This window comes from Amycolatopsis sp. cg13, assembly GCF_041346965.1.
Lineage (GTDB): Bacteria > Actinomycetota > Actinomycetes > Mycobacteriales > Pseudonocardiaceae > Amycolatopsis.
The window spans coordinates 379,842-395,877 of the sequence record NZ_CP166848.1 but is presented as its reverse complement, the minus strand read 5'-3'; the positions used below and the strand labels follow the sequence as shown (position 1 = coordinate 395,877).

At 70.1% G+C, this 16,036-nt stretch carries 15 protein-coding genes; 7 read left to right on the top strand and 8 right to left on the bottom strand.

The features are described 5' to 3' along the window. Nucleotides 1-110 precede the first annotated feature (110 nt). The 3 genes from AB5I40_RS01640 to AB5I40_RS01630 form a co-directional block, all read right to left on the bottom strand. Nucleotides 111-296, bottom strand: coding sequence for a hypothetical protein (locus AB5I40_RS01640; RefSeq protein WP_370940437.1), 186 nt, complete (start codon nucleotides 294-296; stop codon nucleotides 111-113). A 179-nt stretch (nucleotides 297-475) separates the two neighbouring features. After that, the gene (locus AB5I40_RS01635; RefSeq protein ID WP_370936624.1) at nucleotides 476-1,198 is read right to left on the bottom strand and encodes a hypothetical protein; all 723 of its coding nucleotides are present in this window, start codon (nucleotides 1,196-1,198) and stop codon (nucleotides 476-478) included. Between the two features lie 25 nt (nucleotides 1,199-1,223). Then, the gene (locus AB5I40_RS01630) at nucleotides 1,224-1,580 is read right to left on the bottom strand and encodes an ArsR/SmtB family transcription factor (protein WP_370936623.1); all 357 of its coding nucleotides are present in this window, start codon (nucleotides 1,578-1,580) and stop codon (nucleotides 1,224-1,226) included. A gap of 251 nt (nucleotides 1,581-1,831) precedes the next feature. Between AB5I40_RS01630 and mgtA the strand changes: the two genes are divergently transcribed. The 6 genes from mgtA to AB5I40_RS01600 all read left to right on the top strand — a co-directional run bounded on the left by mgtA (nucleotide 1,832) and on the right by AB5I40_RS01600 (nucleotide 8,924). Continuing rightward, nucleotides 1,832-4,399: a magnesium-translocating P-type ATPase gene (mgtA, locus tag AB5I40_RS01625; RefSeq protein WP_370936622.1), complete on the top strand. Its 2,568-nt coding sequence runs from the start codon at nucleotides 1,832-1,834 to the stop codon at nucleotides 4,397-4,399. 65 nt (nucleotides 4,400-4,464) lie between these two features. Next, nucleotides 4,465-5,184 carry an MgtC/SapB family protein gene (locus AB5I40_RS01620; RefSeq protein WP_370936621.1) on the top strand — a complete coding sequence of 240 codons (720 nt, stop codon included), beginning with the start codon at nucleotides 4,465-4,467 and terminating at the stop codon, nucleotides 5,182-5,184. Between the two features lie 3 nt (nucleotides 5,185-5,187). Then, on the top strand, nucleotides 5,188-6,921 hold the full coding sequence (locus tag AB5I40_RS01615) for an ABC transporter permease (protein WP_370936620.1): 1,734 nt from the start codon (nucleotides 5,188-5,190) through the stop codon (nucleotides 6,919-6,921). 11 nt (nucleotides 6,922-6,932) lie between these two features. Beyond that, nucleotides 6,933-8,213, top strand: a complete 1,281-nt coding sequence (locus AB5I40_RS01610; protein WP_370936619.1) for a nitrate/sulfonate/bicarbonate ABC transporter ATP-binding protein — start codon at nucleotides 6,933-6,935, stop codon at nucleotides 8,211-8,213. Next, the gene (locus AB5I40_RS01605) at nucleotides 8,191-8,445 is read left to right on the top strand and encodes an AAA-associated domain-containing protein (protein WP_370936618.1); all 255 of its coding nucleotides are present in this window, start codon (nucleotides 8,191-8,193) and stop codon (nucleotides 8,443-8,445) included. Before AB5I40_RS01610 ends, AB5I40_RS01605 begins: the two co-directional genes overlap by 23 nt. A gap of 20 nt (nucleotides 8,446-8,465) precedes the next feature. Further along, entirely contained in the window at nucleotides 8,466-8,924 is a 459-nt protein-coding gene (locus AB5I40_RS01600) for an SRPBCC family protein (protein WP_370936617.1), read from the top strand. A 209-nt stretch (nucleotides 8,925-9,133) separates the two neighbouring features. Here AB5I40_RS01600 and AB5I40_RS01595 read toward each other — a convergent pair whose 3' ends face one another. The 5 genes from AB5I40_RS01595 to AB5I40_RS01575 form a co-directional block, all read right to left on the bottom strand. Continuing rightward, nucleotides 9,134-10,375: an MFS transporter gene (locus tag AB5I40_RS01595; protein WP_370936616.1), complete on the bottom strand. Its 1,242-nt coding sequence runs from the start codon at nucleotides 10,373-10,375 to the stop codon at nucleotides 9,134-9,136. A gap of 44 nt (nucleotides 10,376-10,419) precedes the next feature. After that, complete coding sequence (locus AB5I40_RS01590) at nucleotides 10,420-11,880, bottom strand: aldehyde dehydrogenase family protein (RefSeq protein WP_370936615.1); 1,461 nt, start codon at nucleotides 11,878-11,880, stop codon at nucleotides 10,420-10,422. Beyond that, nucleotides 11,877-13,493, bottom strand: a complete 1,617-nt coding sequence (locus AB5I40_RS01585) for a thiamine pyrophosphate-dependent enzyme (protein ID WP_370936614.1) — start codon at nucleotides 13,491-13,493, stop codon at nucleotides 11,877-11,879. The genes AB5I40_RS01590 and AB5I40_RS01585 overlap by 4 nt, the downstream gene beginning before the upstream one ends. Nucleotides 13,494-13,588: 95 nt before the next feature. Continuing rightward, nucleotides 13,589-14,290, bottom strand: coding sequence for an IclR family transcriptional regulator (locus AB5I40_RS01580; protein ID WP_370936613.1), 702 nt, complete (start codon nucleotides 14,288-14,290; stop codon nucleotides 13,589-13,591). Nucleotides 14,291-14,453: 163 nt separating this feature from the next. Then, nucleotides 14,454-15,602, bottom strand: a complete 1,149-nt coding sequence (locus tag AB5I40_RS01575) for an MFS transporter (RefSeq protein WP_370936612.1) — start codon at nucleotides 15,600-15,602, stop codon at nucleotides 14,454-14,456. A gap of 94 nt (nucleotides 15,603-15,696) precedes the next feature. Here AB5I40_RS01575 and AB5I40_RS01570 point away from each other — a divergent pair, with 94 nt between their 5' ends. Then, the gene (locus tag AB5I40_RS01570; RefSeq protein WP_370936611.1) at nucleotides 15,697-16,035 is read left to right on the top strand and encodes an ArsR/SmtB family transcription factor; all 339 of its coding nucleotides are present in this window, start codon (nucleotides 15,697-15,699) and stop codon (nucleotides 16,033-16,035) included. Nucleotide 16,036 lies beyond the last annotated feature (1 nt).

Here is a 16,036-nt window from a genome sequence, read left to right as displayed (position 1 = left end):
ACGACTTCGGGGAGTGAAATAACGCTAGTGGAGTAACGCAGGCCACAGACAGAGCGACCGAGCCGACGACCGGCTCCCCATGGAAGCCGAGGGTGCCACCCCAGAAGAGGCTACTGACGCGGAGATCCTTGGGATCCAAGCCCTACGCCGGATGGGCGAGTTCGGCAGAGGCACTCCGCGCCCCGGGACAGGAACAGCAGGTTTTCGTTGTCCGCTACGCCGACGTTCGGCTGAAGCGAAGCCAGCGGCTCGCTGGTGCGCGGTCGCCACCCTGTCTCTTCTTCGACCTCGCGCACCGCCGTGATCACGGGGTTCTCGTCCGGGTCGACGTATCCGCCGGGCAGTTCCCACACCCACCGGTCGAAGATCCAGCGAAGCCGCGCTCAGCCGCAAGCGCCGGGTGTCGTCGACGAGGCGTTCGCCATGGATCGCCCGATTGGCGGCCTCAGGCGGCCGATCCGGGTCCGTCCGCCGCCTACTTCTTCAGGCGCCGGCTCCCGCCGTGCCAATCCTGTTCCTTCCCGGTCTCCCCCGCCGCCACCCCGAACGACGGCAGTTGCGGCATCTCCCGCAAGCTCCGCTTCAGTTCGGCGAAACCGGCGAACCTCGCCAATCCGACCACGTGGTCCCACAGTTCCACCGCCTCCGCATCGGACGGCAGCCTGCTGATCACCGGGCCGAAGAACGCGACTCCTTCGGGCGGCTGGAAGTGCAGGATCGGCGTCCCGACATCCTTGCCGGTCAGCGAAAGCGCTTCATCAGTCTCCCGCTGGATCTCGGCGTCCCAACGAGAATCATCGACCGCGGAAGCAAGCGACACATCAAGACCCACGCGCGAAAGAGCCGCCGAAGCCGCCGAAAGCGTGCCGTGCGCAGCCCGAGCCGCGGCGGTGTCCTCGACAAGACCGCTCTCGAAGTTCTGCTCCCCCAACACCTCGTACAGCGGGCCAACCGCCTCCCGACCATGCGAGGCGCGCACCGCCGCCGCCAGGCGGAGCAACCTCAAGCCCGCCGTGTGCGAGGCGTCGTACTCCGGCGGGAAGTGCGTCGCGTAGTCCAGGTGCGCGTTCAGCAGGCGCAGCGAGATGAACCGCCAGTCCACCGAGTACGAGCGCTGGCTGGCGACTTGGCGGACCCACTTGCTGGTCATCCACGCGAACGGGCACACCGGATCGAAGTAGAAGTTCAGCTCGGCCATGGCCCAACTCTACGTCGGGCAACGATCAAGCGCCCTTGCTCCGCCGGACCTCGCCCGACAGCTCCTGGTGGTGCTGCACGGCAAGCTGGACGATGTGCCGCACGTGCGGGTCGTCGAGCACGTACACCTGCCGCTTCCCCTCGCGGCGGGCGCGGACCAGACCGGCGAGCTTCAGTTTGCCCAGGTGGTGGCTCGCGGTCGGCACGGTCTGGCCGGTCTCCTCGGCGAGCGTGCCGACGTCGCGTTCCCCGTGCGACAACAGCCAGAGCAGGTGCAGCCGCACGGTCGCGGACAGCAGGCCGAACGTCGCGGCCGCGTCCTGCAGCAGATCGGCCGGGAGCGGTTCTGGCGGGGGCTGGGATGGGGTGGACACGACGGACATCCTCTCGGGTGGGCCCCCAGCGTGACTTAGCCCCCATCAGTTGCACAAGTGTTTGACTGTTTTCGTGATCTGCGCTCTACTGGTCCCCGGCCGGCGCGCTGGCGCCGGTCGATGAGTCTTGCGGAGGAGGTGAGCCGGGTGACCGGCGAAGGAAGTAGTCGGCACGACCGTGCGGGAACCCCGGCAGCCAGCTAGGTCCGGAAGAACCCCGCGCGGTCCGCTGACGCCCAGCTGACCTCGAGGGGACGACCATGACCCGCTTTCCCGACCTGCGCGCCCACGGCGACGCGCCGGTGCTCACTCTCTTCCGGAATCTCGACAGCTCGCCGAAAGGCCTCACCGAGAACGAAGCCGCCGAGCGCTTGCGGCGTTTCGGCGACAATCGCATCGTCGGCACGATCCGAGCGCCCGTCCGCGTCTGGGCCGCTGCGCGCAGCCCGTTCGTGGCGTTGCTGACCGCGCTTGGCGTGGTGTTCGCTGGTGTCGGCGACATTCGCGGCGCGGTGACCGTCGGTGTGATGGTCGTGCTCAGCATCGGTCTCCGCTACTGGCAGCACGCGCGGTCCGAGCGTGCGATCAGTGCGGTTCGCGACCAGATCACCACCACCGTCACCGTGCGTCGGCGCGCGGCGGCGGAGTTTCCTGGCAGCGAGCGCGAGGTGCCCACGGCAGACCTCGTGCCGGGGGACGTCGTGCTGCTCGGGCCTGGTGACGTAATCCCGGCGGACGTCCGCATTGTTGCTGCTAAAGACATTGTGGTCGACCAGTCGGCGCTCTCTGGCGAAGCGCTGCCCGTTGCGAAGCGGGCGCCTCAGCCGGGCAAGCACGAGGAGCACGAACTCGTCGAGACGCCCGCGCTCGGGTTCGCGGGTACGTCGGTGGTCGGCGGGACGGCCACCGCGGTCGTTGCGGCAACTGGCAGCGACACCTACTTCGGCGCGCTGGCCCAGCAATCCGCCGAGCCGCGCGCGGAATCCAGCTTCGACGCCGGGGTGCGCCGCGTCGGGTGGACGCTCGTGCGGTTCATGCTCGTGATGGTGCCGATCGTGCTGGTGGTCAACGGCACGGTCACCGGCGACTGGGCGCAGGCCGGGATGTTCGCGGTCGCCGTCGCGGTCGGTCTCACTCCGGAGATGCTGCCGGTCATCGTCACGACGAACCTCGCCCGAGGCGCGGCGGCGCTGTCCCGGCGGCAAGTGATTGTCAAGCGGCTCAACGCTATTCAAGACCTCGCCGCGATGGACGTGCTCTGCGTCGACAAGACCGGCACGCTCACCGAGGACCGGATCGCGTACGCGCACAGCGTCGACTACTCCGGCAGCCCGGACGGCGAAGCGGCCGAGTACGCCGGGCTGGCGGTGCGGTTCCAGACCGACCGGCACGACCGGCTGGACGAGGCCATCGAGACCCTGTTCGACGGCGAGGACGACCTGGTCACCGACGCGCTGTTCACCGGCGTCGCCGAGATCGGCTTCGACCACGCGCGCCGCCGGGCCAGCGTCGTGGTCCGGCGCGGCAGCGAGCACCTGCTGATCAGCAAGGGCGACCCGGACGAGATCCTGCCGCGCTGCAGCTACGCGCGCCGCGACGGGGTCGTCACCGAGTTCGACGACGCCGCCCGGATCGGCGCAGACGAGCTGGTGCGCGCGTACGCCGAGCACGGCATGCGCGTGCTAGCGGTAGCGGCGAGGGAAGTCAACGCCCGGCTCGACGGATTTGACGAAACTGACGAGAACGAAATGATCCTCGTCGGTTTCGTGGGATTCGTCGACCCGGTCCGCGACGGCGTCGTGAACGCGGTGAAAACCCTTGGCGAGCAGGGCGTCGCGCTGAAAGTGCTGACCGGGGACAACCGGCATGTCGCCGCGCGCGTCGCGGATTCGGCGGGCATTCCGGTCGGCGAGGTCGTGCTCGGCCGCCAGGTCGAAGCGGCGGACGACGCTGAATTGCGCGAGATTGTCAAGGAAACCACCGTCTTCGCGAAGCTCACGCCTGCGCACAAAGCCCGCGTCGTCACCGCGTTGCGGGAGAACGGCCGCGCGGTCGGCTTTGTCGGCGACGGCGTCAACGACGTGACCGCGTTGCGCACCGCAGACGTCGGGATCGCGCCGGACACCGCCACGGACGCGGCCAAGGACGCCGCCGATCTGGTGCTGCTGGAACGCGACCTCGGTGTGCTCGCTCGCGGAGTGGCCGAAGGACGGAGGACGCTCGGCAACACGCTGAAGTACGTCAACATCACCGCCGCGTCGAACTTCGGCAACGTGCTCTCGGTGCTCGCGGCCAGCGCGTTCCTGCCGTTCCTGCCCATCCTGCCGATCCAGCTCGTGGTGTCGAACCTGCTCTACGACCTGGCCCAACTGGCGCTTGCGTGGGACCGGGTGGACGACGACTACCTCAGCAAGCCGCGCCGCTGGGACGCTCGCGGGCTGACCGGCTTCATGCTGGTGTTCGGCCCGTTGTCGTCGCTGTTCGACCTCGCGACGTTCGCGGTGCTGTGGCACGTCTTCGGGGCAGGAGCGGACCCGTTGCTGTTCCAGACCGGCTGGTTCGTCGAGGGTTTGCTCTCGCAGCTGCTGGTCGTGCTCGTCCTGCGCGGGCGCGGCACTCCCCTGCGCGCCAGCCGCCCGGTCGTGCTGGCCACGGCGGCCGCCGCACTCGTCGGGCTGCTGGTGCCGCTGTCACCGCTCGCTGAGCCGCTGCGGATGCAGGCGCTGCCCGCCGGCTACCTGCTGTGGCTGGTGCTCGTCCTGGCCGGGTACGCGCTGGCGGCTCAAGTAGCGAAACGCGGCTACGCACGCCAACGTACGTGGTGGTAACCGTCCTTTCTTGAGGCTTTTCCAACCCTTTTCCGAACTTTTCGCAACAACCAGTGGGAGCGCAGATGACGACTGCGGAGATGCTGCTGCGCCTAGGCACCGGCGTAGGCCTCGGCACAGTAATCGGATTTGAACGCCAATACCGCGCCCGGATGGCGGGACTGCGGACGAACGCCCTGGTCGCGGCCGGGTCGACGCTGTTCGTCCTGCTGTCCGCGCACGGATTCAGCGGAGCGAGCGCCGACCCCACCCGGGTCGCCGCGCAAATCGTTTCCGGAATCGGTTTTCTCGGCGCGGGCGTCATTCTGCGCGAAGGGTTGACCGTGCGCGGGCTCAACACCGCGGCGACGCTGTGGTGTTCCGCCGCGGTGGGTGCGCTGGCCGGAGCCGGGCTGTACACGGCGGCGGGCGCGGGCACCGCGGTGGTGATGGCGGTGAACATCGCGCTGCGCCCGCTCGGCCGGGTAGTCGACCGCCGTCCGGCGACCGGCCGCGAAACCCCGACGTCGTACACCTTCCTGGCGGTGACCAAGGACGATGCGGAAGCGCACGTCCGCGCGTTGCTGGTGCAGGCGCTGGCGCGTACGGACTTCGCGCTGCAATCGGTCACCAGCACCAATACCGACACCGCCGGGCAGGTGCAGGTGCGGGCCGAACTGTCCGCCGATCAGCGCGACGACAAGCAGATGGAGTCGGCGGTCAGCCGGCTGTCCATGGAGCCGTCGGTGACCAGCGTGCGCTGGCAGGCCGAACTCTCCTACACCGAGCAGGACAGCGAGAACTAGACCATGCTGCGTACCTTCCCCACCCGCGGCGCGCTCGTCCGGCCCCGCCGCACGATCGCCGACGTGGCGGTCTTCCTCGGCGCCGCGGCCGCGTTGTGGCTGATCGTGCGGCTCGCGCACGGTGCCGCCACGGCGTGGACTCCGGCGACCGCACCGTCCACAGTGTCCACTGATCCGGCCGAACTTCCTTACTACGCCGGACGTTCGCTGCTGCGGATGTTCGTCGCGCTTGTGTTGTCGATTGGATTCACGTTCGGCTACGCGACCGCGGCCGCCCGGCTGCGGCGCACCGAAAAGATCCTGCTGCCCGCGCTCGACATCCTGCAGTCCGTGCCGGTGCTCGGGTTCCTGTCGGTGACGATCACCGGGTTCATCGCATTGTTCCCCGGCTCGCAACTCGGCCTGGAATGCGCGTCGATCTTCGCGATCTTCACCGCGCAGGCGTGGAACATGACGTTCGCGTTCCACCATTCGCTGGTGTCGCAGCCGCGCGACCTCGACGAGGCGTCACGGCTGCTGCGGCTGTCGCGCTGGCAACGGTTCTGGCGCGTCGACGTGCCGAGCGGCACGATCCCGCTGGTCTGGAACGGGATGATGAGCTTCGGCGGCGGCTGGTTCTTCCTCACCGCGTCCGAAGCGCTCAGCGTGAACAACCAGAAGTTCGCGCTGCCCGGGATCGGCGCGTACGTCGCGACCGCCTCCGAACAGGGCGACCTCGGCAAAGTGCTGCTGGCCGTCGGTGTGATGGTGGTGCTGGTCGTGGGCGTGAACGTGCTGTTCTGGCGGCCGCTCACCGCGTGGTCGGAACGGTTCCGCATCGAGAACTCCGAAGCCGCCGAAGCACCCCGCAGCCTGGTGCTCGACCTGCTGCGCCGCTCCCGGATCCCGACGCTGCTCGGCCGGGTGCTCGGCAAGCTGGTGTTCCCGCTCGACCGTGCGCTGGCGGTCTTCGGGCTCGCCGAGTACCCGCTGCGGTTCTCCCCCGCCCGCCGGCGCGCCGCGGACATCGTGTTCAGCGTCGTGGTCTTCGGGCTGATCCTCTACGGCACGGTGCGCGCGGTGCTGTTCATCGGCGAGACCACCGGGTACGGCGAGATCGGCCACGTGCTCCTGCTCGGTCTGATCACGTTCGCGCGAGTGGTGACGCTGGTCGTCGTCGGGACGCTCGTGTGGGTGCCGATCGGCGTGTGGATCGGGATGAACCCGCGCGTGTCGCGGCTCGCCCAGCCGGTGGTGCAGGTGCTCGCGTCGTTCCCGGCGAACTTCCTGTTCCCGCTGATCACCGCGGTGCTCGTGGCGACCGGGATTTCCCTGGACTGGGGCGGCATCCTGCTGATGAGCCTCGGCGCGCAGTGGTACATCCTCTTCAACGTCATCGCGGGAGCCTCGGCCATCCCGCACGACCTGCGCGAGGCCGCCGCGAACCTGCGGCTGCCCCGGGCTTTGTGGTGGCGGCGGCTCGTACTGCCCGCGATTTTCCCGAGCTACGTGACCGGCGGGATCACCGCGGCGGGCGGCGCGTGGAACGCCTCCATCGTCGCGGAAATCGTGTCCTACAACGGGGTCACGCTCACCGCGACCGGACTCGGCGCGTACATCGCCGACGCGACCGGCTCCGGCGATTCCGGGCGGATCCTGCTCGGCGTCGCGGTGATGAGCCTGTACGTCGTCGGCCTCAACCGGCTCTTCTGGCGGCGGCTGTACCGCCTCGCCGAGCGTCGGTTCTCCCTCTCCTGAAAGGCATCCTCATGTCCGAAGTCCTCGTGTCCGTCGAGCAGGTCAGCAAAAGCTTCCCCGGTTCGGCGGGCGACGAACTGCGCGTCCTCGACGACATCACCCTCGACCTGCGCGCGGGCGAGATCGTCGCGCTGCTCGGCCGGTCCGGCTCCGGGAAATCGACGCTGCTGCGCACGATCGCCGGACTGATCGGCCCGACGCGCGGCACTGTGCGCTATCGCGGCGACGAACTCGACGGAGCTAATCCCGGCACCGCGATGGTGTTCCAGACCTTCGCGCTGATGCCGTGGCTGACCGTGCAGGACAACGTCGAACTCGGCCTCGCCGCGCGCGGAATCCCCCCGAAAGCCCGCCGCGACCGCGCACTGCAGGCGATCGATCTGATCGGCCTCGACGGCTTCGAATCCGCTTACCCCAAGGAGCTTTCCGGCGGAATGCGGCAGCGCGTCGGGTTCGCCCGCGCGCTCGTGCTCGAACCGGACGTGCTGCTGATGGACGAGCCGTTCTCCGCGCTCGACGTGCTGACCGCGGAGAACCTGCGCACCGAGCTGATGAGCCTGTGGCAGCGCGACGATTTCCCGACGAAGGCGGTCTGCATCGTCACGCACAACATCGAGGAGGCGGTGCTGCTCGCCGACCGCGTTCTCGTCCTCGGTTCGAACCCCGGAAACCTGCGCGCGGAAGTGGAAGTCGACCTAGCCCGGCCGCGCGACCGCAAGTATCCCGCGTTCGCCGCGCTGGTCGACCGGCTCTACGACCTGCTCACCGGCCGCGACCCGGCGGCCGTCGAACCCGCTCAGGCCACGCCGACCGCACGGCCGCTGCCGCACGCGTCGGTCGGCGGGCTCGCCGGGCTCGTTGAGCTGGTGCACGCCCGCGGCGGGCACGCCGACCTGCCGGATCTCGCCGCCGAGCTGAGCTTCGAGGTCGACGACCTGCTGCCGCTCGTGGACGCCGCCGCCCTGCTGGACCTCCTCTTCGTGGCGGGCGGAGACCTGCACCTGACGCCGGTCGGCACCGCCTTCACGACCGCGGACATCCAGACCAGCAAGAAGATTTTCGCCGGTCAGGTCCGCGACCGGGCGCCGCTGGTGCGCACGATCGTCAACGCGCTCACGGCCAGCTCGGATGGCACTTTGCGTGCGGAATTCTTCCTCGACCTCCTCCGTCGGGGCTTCTCTGGCGCCGACGCCCGGCAGCAGTTGGACACGGCGATCGACTGGGGGCGGTACGCCGAACTCTTCGACTACGACACCGACAGCGACCGGATTGCCCAGACGGCCGCCGAATAACTCAGCTCTCCGGCGACGTCTCCGCCTGCGGCACCGGACTGTCCACCTGCCCTGGTGCGCACGAGCGGAGGGCACGCTGCATGCGGAGTTCTTCCTTGACCTCCTCCGCCGAGGCATCTCCGCCACCGACGCCCGGCAGCAGTTGGACACGGCGATCGACTGGGGGCGGTACGCCGAACTCTTCGACTACGACACCGACAGCGACCGCATCGCCCAAACCACCGCCGGGTGAACGTCCTAGAGTTTCTTCCCATGACGCGTTTCGAGGTGTGCACCGCGATCGCCGCGCCGCCGCAGTGCGCGTTCGAGGTATCGCTGGAGATCGAAATCCACCTGGAATCGATGTCCGGTTCCGGCGAACGCGTCGTCGGCGGCGTCCGGTCCGGCCGGATGCGGCTCGGCGACACGGTCACCTGGCAGGCGCGGCACTTCGGCCTGCGGTGGCAGATGACCTCGCTGATCAGCGTGCACGAACCGCCCGGGCGGTTCGTCGACGAGCAGGTGCGCGGGCCGTTCCGGCGGTGGCGGCACGAGCACCGGTTCGAGCCGGACGGCAACGGCGGCACGCTGATGCGCGACACCGTCGACTTCGCCGCGCCGCTGGGCTGGCTCGGGCGGACCGCGGAAGCCGTTGCGCTGAACCGGTATCTGCCGAAGCTGATCCGGATCCGGAACGAGCAGGTGAAGGCGGTGGCCGAGGCGCGCGGATAGCCGCGTCGTCGCGGGCAGGCTCACACCGCCGCGACGAGATCGGCGGCGTCCGGGAGGTCAGGCGCGCCAGGTCGGCCACTCCGGTTCGGCCGACGCGGCGGCGATCGGCCGGTCTGACGGGTGAGCCCAGCAGACCGGTCCGCAGCCGGGAGCGGTGAATCCGGCACCGTCAGGCAGAGACCTCCTTGGCGCGCAGCGGCTTCCGCCGGTCAGCCTTCCATCTCCGGAGCCGGGACCGTCTCCGGTTCCGGTGCCGGATCCCGGTTCACCGCCGCGATCGCCAACGCGCCGATCACCGCCACCACCGCGAACAGGTAGAAGCCCCACGGATACGCCAGCCCCGCCGACAGCAGCAGTCCGGTCACCAGCGGCCCGGACATCGCGCCGAACCGGCCGATCCCGCTCGCCGCGCCGAGGCCGGTGCCGCGGGCTTCGGCGGGGTACACGCGGGCGATGTACACGTAGACCAGCACCTGCGAACTGAAGGTGAAGATCCCCGCCAGCAGCACGCCGACGTACACGCTCGCGCCGGGCAGCTTGATGCTCAGCAGCGCCAGGAACACCGCGGCCGCGGCGAACCACACGATCACGGAACGGCGGTAGCCGATCTTGTCCGCCACCCGGCCGCCGACCAGCAGGCCGATGACCGCGCCCACGTTCAGCACCAGCAGCAGCGCCAGCGCCGCACCGAGTTCGTAGCCCGCCGCGCGCATGATCTGCGGCAGCCACGTGTTCAGGCCGTACACCAGCAGCAGTCCCATGAACGACGTCACCCAGAACGCGATCGTCGCGCGCCCGTAGCCGTGCCGGAACAGGACGCCGAGCGGGTTGCGGTTCCGCCGGGCTTCCTTCGCCCGCTCCAGCGCCTTCGACTCGGGCAGGAACTTCACCATGAGCGGCACCAGGATCAGCGCGGGTGCGGCCCCGATGACGAACATCCACTGCCAGCCGAACCGTTGCAGCACCAGGATTCCCAGCAGCGCGGTGAGCACCGCGCCGACGTGGTAGCCGGTCATCAGCACAGTGGTCGCGCTGCCGCCGCGGCCGATCCGCGCGTACTCGGTGATCAGCGCCAGCGCGGTCGGCAGCACGCCGCCGAGCCCGAGCCCGGCCAGGAACCGCAGCACGCCGAACAGCCACGGGCCGTTCGCGAACGCGCAGAGCAGCGTGCAGACCGAGAAGCTGATCACCGTCAGCAGCATCATCCCGCGGCGGCCGAAGAGGTCGCTGAGCGGGCCGATCGCGAACGCGCCGACGGCCACGCCCAGCAACCCGACCGCGGAGATCAGCGACGCCGTGTTGGGGTCGAGCCCCCACGCTTTGTCCTTGAGCAGCGCGGGCAGCACGACGCCCAGCACCACCAGGTCGAACCCTTCGAGCGCCACCGCCGTCCAGCACAGCGGAGCCACCCAGCGGGCGTGGCGCGCCCGGGGATCAGTCGAGACCGTCATGTCATCACCTGCGTCGTCGGAGGGGACCTGGGCGGATACTGCGGTTAGAACGGGTACTGCGGGAGGTCGCCGCGCACGGTGACCCACTGGGTTTCGGTGAACGCCTCCAGGTTGGCCTGCGCGCCGCCGTGCCGGGAGCCGGTTCCCGAATCCCCCACCCCGCCGAACGGCGCGAGGGCCTCGTCGTTGACCGTCTGGTCGTTGACGTGCACCAGACCGGACGGGATCCGCTCGGCCAGCGCCAGCCCCCGCGCGGCGTCCCGGGTCAGGATGCCCAGCGACAGGCCGCATTCGGTACCGCTAGCCAGGCGGACTGCTTCGTCCACTGTGGAAAACGGCACGACCGGCGCGACCGGGCCGAACACCTCCTGGGCGTACGCGGGCGCGGCGAGCGGGACGCCGGTGAGGACGGTCGGGCGGTAGAAGAGGTCCTCGTAGGTGCCGCCGGTGGCGATCTTCGCGCCTGCCTCGGCGCTGCCGGTGACCACCGAGTGCACGCGGTCGCGCTGCCCGGCGTCGATGAGCGGGCCGAGCGCGACGTCTCCGTTCGCCGGATTTCCGACGGTCAGCTTGGCCGCGTGTTCGGCGAGCGCGGCCGCGTAGTCGTCGGCGATTTCCGCGGCGACCAGGTGACGTCCGGTCGCCATGCAGATCTGCCCGGAGTGGTTGAACGAACCGAACGCGCCGACCGACGCGGCCTGCTCGACGTCCGCGTCCGCGAGCACGACCAGGGCCGAGTTGCCGCCGAGTTCGAGGTGCACGCGCTTGAGCCGCTCCCCCGCGGCGGCGGCGATCCGGCGGCCCGCGTTCGTCGAACCGGTGAACGCGATCACGCGCACCAGCGGATCCTCGACCAGCGCCGCACCGACGTCCGCGCCGCCGGGCAGCAGGTGGAACAGACCTTCCGGCAGACCGGCTTCCTCGAAGATCCGGGCGAGCACGACGCCGCCGCACACCGCGGTGCGCGGGTCGGGCTTCGCCAGCACCGCGTTGCCGAGCGCCAAGGCGGGCGCGATCGCGCGGATGGACAGGATGATCGGCGCGTTGAACGGCGAGATCACGCCGACCACTCCGGCCGGAACCCGGCGCGCCATCGACAGCCGAGGCTGGCTGGACCGCAGCAGTTCCCCGTACGGATGAGCGGCGAGCGCGGCGGCTTCGTGGCATTCCTCCGCCGCGACCGCGCGAGTCTGGAACTGCGCGAACCCCCGCGTGGCACCGGATTCCCGGATGAGCCACTCGTCGATCTCGTCGCCATGGTCCTCGAAAAGCCGCGCAGCCTGGCGCAATACGCGCGCCCGCTGGTCGTACGGCCGAGCGGCCCACTCCCGCTGCGCTTCCCGCGCGGCTGCCGCTGCCTTGGCGACGTCCTCCGGAGCCGCCGCGCCGACCCGGGCCAGCGTCGCCCCGGTAGCGGGCTCGACCGCGTCGTATTCGCCGCCGGCGCCGGGGATCCAGCCGCCGGAGAAGATCCGGCCCTGCCAGTCGTTTCCGAGCAACGTCATGCCTTCACCGCCACTTCCAGCACCAGCGGCTCCGTGCGCGCGGCCAGGGTCGGCAGCACCTCGTTCACCACTGACTCCAGTTCCTCGTAGGTTTCCGCGCGCCGCGCCGAGCAGCCGAGCGACTTCGCGAGCCCGCTCACGCTGACCGCGTCGAACCCGGGCCACGGCGCTTTGCCGCCGCCGGCCGTCCGTTCGCCGTGCCGCGCGGCGAGTTTGTCCATGATCGCGTAGCCGCCGTTGGACAGCACGATCACCAGTACGCCGGCCCCGTAATGCGCGGCGCTCCACAATGCCTGGATCGAGTACAGCGACGAGCCGTCCCCGATCACCGCGACCACCGGCCGCTTGAGTCCGCCCATCCGCAGCCCGATCGCCGCCGGAATACCGAATCCGAGGCCGCCCATGGCCGCGCTGAGGAATCCGAGCGGCTCGCGCGCCGGGACGTACGCGTGCAGCAACGGACGGCTCGACGGCGATTCCTCGACCAGCACGGTGTCTTTGGGCAACTGACGCGCGAGCAAACCGAATACGTGCTCCGGCGCCAGCGGCGCGCCGTCCTCCGGCGCACCAGGCAATTCGACCGTCCGGCCGATCTTTTCCGGGCGCGCTTCCCGCGCCGGAACCAGCTCCGCCAACGGACCGCACACCGCCGACGGCCGCGCCAGCACGGCAAGGTCGACCGGGCTGCGGTGCGCTTCGTTCGGATCGTCGGTGACCACCGCGACGCGCGTGTCCGGCTCGGTCAGCTGTCCCGGTTCCCGGGGGTACTGCCGGAAAACCGGCGCGCCGACCGAGAGCACGGCGTCGTGGCCGGACAACGCTTTCCGCAGTTCTTCCCGGCCCGGCGGCAGATGCCCGGCGAACTGCGGGTGGTCCTGCGGGAATCCGGCGCGGGCGCCGAACGCCTCCTGCCACACCGGGCAGGCGAGCTTCTCCGCCAGCGCGGTCAGCCCGCGCCACGACTCGGCGTCGTCCGCGCCGGCGCCCGCGACGAGCACCGGATTGCTTGCGGTACTGAGGAATTCCGCCAGCTCGGCCAGCACCGCGGGCTCTGCGGCGTTCGCGCGGATCAGCTTGGCCGGGGCGGGCAGCGGTTCGTCCACGGCCGCCGGTTCCGACCAGTCGTCCATCGGCACGATCACCAGCGCCGGGCCGCGGTGCTCGCGCGCCTCGTGCCAGGCGCGGGCCAGCGCGCCCGGAACGTCCTGCGCGCGCGGCGGTTCCGCGATCCACACCGGCGCGGGGCGAGCGAGGTCGTCGAGCCGATGGCCGGTGAGGAACGGCTCCAGCGCGAGGTGGCGGCGGTCCTGCTGCCCGACGAGCACGACCAGCGGCGCGCGGTTGACCCGGGCGGTCGCGAGCGCGCCGACAGCGTTCCCGAGCCCCGCGGTGGTGTGCAGGATCGCGACCGCGGGCCGGTCGTTCGCGAGCGCCCAGCCGGTCGCCATCCCGACCACCGAACCCTCGTGCAGCGCCAGCACGAACTCGAGGTCGTCGGGCAGGTCGGTGAGCAGCGCGATCTCGGTCGACCCGGGATTGGCGAACACCGTCGTGGCGCCGAACCGGCGCAGCACGTCGAACGCGGCGTCGCGAACGGTCGGGGCAGGGCTCACGGACTTCTCCTCGGGCAGTGCGAGCGGGTGGGTCCGGAGTCTCCCGGCCCGGCTCCGGGCCGCCCAGCCCCTCTTCCACTCAGCGGAAAAGTTCCTCAGCCTTGCAATGCCCGCGTGACCCCCAGCGCCGCCATCCGGACCACCGGCACGAGCGGCGACAGATTCGGCGTGCAACTCGGCACCACCACGGAAATCGCCGCCACGACCTGGCCGCCCGGCCCGCGCACCGGAGCCGCGACCGACGACGCGCCCTCGGTCATTTCGTTGCGGGAGATGCAGAATCCCTGCAGCCGGACCTCCGCCAGCACCTGGCGCAGCCGCGCCGGATCCGTGATCGTCCCGCTCGCCCGCCGCTCCAGCCCGGTGGCCAGAATGCTTTCGAGGCATTCCGGCGGCGCGTGCGCGAGCAGCACCTTGCCCGGCCCCGCCGCGTGCAACGGCAGCCGCAAGCCGACCCGCGAGGTGACGACGACGTCCGGATGCGCCTCGAGCTTTTCCAGATACAGCGCGCGGTCCCCGTCGAGGACCACCAGGTGCACGACCTCGTGCGTCACCTGGAGCAGGTCCTGCAGGAACGGCAGCGCGACGTCCCGCAGCTCCCGCCCGCCCGGAGCCTGCGCCCCGAGCTGCCACAGCCGAAGCCCGATCCGGTACCGGCCCCGGCCGGTGCGCTCCAGCGCGCCCCAGCCGGTCAGCTCGGCCAGCAGGCGATGCACCGTGGCGGGCGCGAGCCCGGTCGCCCGGGTGATCTCGCCGTGAGTCTGCTCGGGTCGGCCGGACAGGAAGGAATCCAGCACCGCGAACGCGCGGCTGAGGACCGTGCGCCCGGGTTCGGCGGCGTTGCCGGCGATCGCGTGCCTCCGGGGCTGCGGTGGAACGGGACGGGGACTGGCCGCCCATCATCCGCCAGTACCGCGGACACGGCAACCCGCCGTCCTCCGGTCTGTCCACACTGGACGTTTACGGTGCCGCGGCGGCCGGCTTCGGCCGCCGTCGCTCGGGGGCGGTGGCCAGGGTGACGGCCAGCACCACGGCGGCCAGGAGTGCTGCTGCGGGGCCCAGCCAGCTTGCTCCGGCGTTCGCCAGCACGAGTCCGCCGAGCCCTGCGCCGATCGCGGTTCCGACATAGTTCATGGAGCCGTTGAGGCTCAGTGCTACTGCTGCCGCGTCTCCGCCTGCTGCGTAGACCCGGGTTTGTTGCGGGATGAACAGGATCGAGCCCAAGATTCCGAGCAGGAACAGGATGCCGAGGGTGGGGACGAACCAGTGTTGGACTGTCGACAGCGATGCCGCGGCCGCTGCTACGACTCCTAGCCCGGTCGCGATCACCCGTAATGAAGCGAATCGATCGGTGATCCGGCCGACGAGTCTGTTGCCGAGGAAGAAACCCGTTCCGTTGGCCAGGAGGGCCAGCAGGATCGCGGTCGCATTGCCCGGGGAGCTGATCCCCACCACCGCCGAGGCGTACGCCATCAGCAAGAACGACGGCGCCAACACCAACGCGCTTACCGCGAGAAGCGTGAGGACGCGGGGATTGACCAGTACCGCGACCCGGTCCCGCATCGTTGTCGCCGGCAACGTCATCGACGGGACGAACACCCCGGCCAGCACCGCCGCGACCGCGGCCAGCGCCGCGATCGTCCACAACGTGCCGCGCCAGCCCCAGGCCTGACCGATCAGGAGGCCGAGTGGGACGCCTAAGACTGCGGCGAGGCTGGAGCCTGCGCCGATCACTGCGAATGCTCTTGCTCGTCGTTCCGGTGGTGCTAGTACGCCTGCCACCGCGAAGGCGTTGGCTTGGAACGCGGCTGCTCCTAGTGCCGCGATTACTCGACCGGTCAGGACGATGCCGAAGGTGGGGCCCGCTGCTTGCAGGACCATGCCGACCAGGAACGCCGCCATTCCCGCTCCGATGACGAGCCTGCGGTCCGCTCGGCCCGCGAGCGTTGCGATCACCGGCGACCCGACCGCGTAGGCGACCGCGAAGACCGTGGTGAGCTGGCCTGCTGTCGCCACGCTCACCGACAGGTCCCGGGAGATGTCCGAGAGCAGCCCGGGCAGCACGAACCCGTCCGCCCCGAGCACGAACGTGCCCACCGCCAGGATCACCAGGCGCACACTATTCGATGATTGTCGAATCGTCACATCGATGGACCGTAGACTATGATTCGATGACGGTCAAAGTGTGGGAGGAGACCTGCCCGTGTCGCGGACGTTGCCTGAGCCGGTGGTCGAGTCGTTCGACTTGACGGTGATCCTCAGTGCTCTCGCCGACCCCGGGAGGCGGGCTATTTTGCGGGCGATGTATCAGGCTGGGGGCCCGATCGACTGTGCGACATTGGTGGAGAAAGCCGGGCTGGGGTTGAGCAATCCGACGATCTCGCATCACTACCGGGTGCTGCGCGAGGCTGGGTTGACTCGGACTGTCGCCGAGGGGCGGCGGCGGATCGTGCATGTTCGGACGGATGAGGTGCAGCGGCGGTTTCCCGGGTTGCTGGAAGCGATCCTTGCCGCTCCGGAGCGGCAAGGATCGCGCGGGTGAT

Excerpts from the sequence above, each read along its gene's own strand:
- mgtA (WP_370936622.1), top strand. The coding sequence starts at position 1,832 with ATGACCCGCTTTCCCGACCTGCGCGCCCACGGCGACGCGCCGGTGCTC.
- AB5I40_RS01610 (WP_370936619.1), top strand. The coding sequence starts at position 6,933 with ATGTCCGAAGTCCTCGTGTCCGTCGAGCAGGTCAGCAAAAGCTTCCCC.
- AB5I40_RS01615 (WP_370936620.1), top strand. The coding sequence starts at position 5,188 with ATGCTGCGTACCTTCCCCACCCGCGGCGCGCTCGTCCGGCCCCGCCGC.
- AB5I40_RS01620 (WP_370936621.1), top strand. The coding sequence starts at position 4,465 with ATGACGACTGCGGAGATGCTGCTGCGCCTAGGCACCGGCGTAGGCCTC.
- AB5I40_RS01600 (WP_370936617.1), top strand. The coding sequence starts at position 8,466 with ATGACGCGTTTCGAGGTGTGCACCGCGATCGCCGCGCCGCCGCAGTGC.
- AB5I40_RS01595 (WP_370936616.1), bottom strand. The coding sequence starts at position 10,375 with ATGACGGTCTCGACTGATCCCCGGGCGCGCCACGCCCGCTGGGTGGCT.
- AB5I40_RS01635 (WP_370936624.1), bottom strand. The coding sequence starts at position 1,198 with ATGGCCGAGCTGAACTTCTACTTCGATCCGGTGTGCCCGTTCGCGTGG.
- AB5I40_RS01630 (WP_370936623.1), bottom strand. The coding sequence starts at position 1,580 with ATGTCCGTCGTGTCCACCCCATCCCAGCCCCCGCCAGAACCGCTCCCG.
- AB5I40_RS01590 (WP_370936615.1), bottom strand. The coding sequence starts at position 11,880 with ATGACGTTGCTCGGAAACGACTGGCAGGGCCGGATCTTCTCCGGCGGC.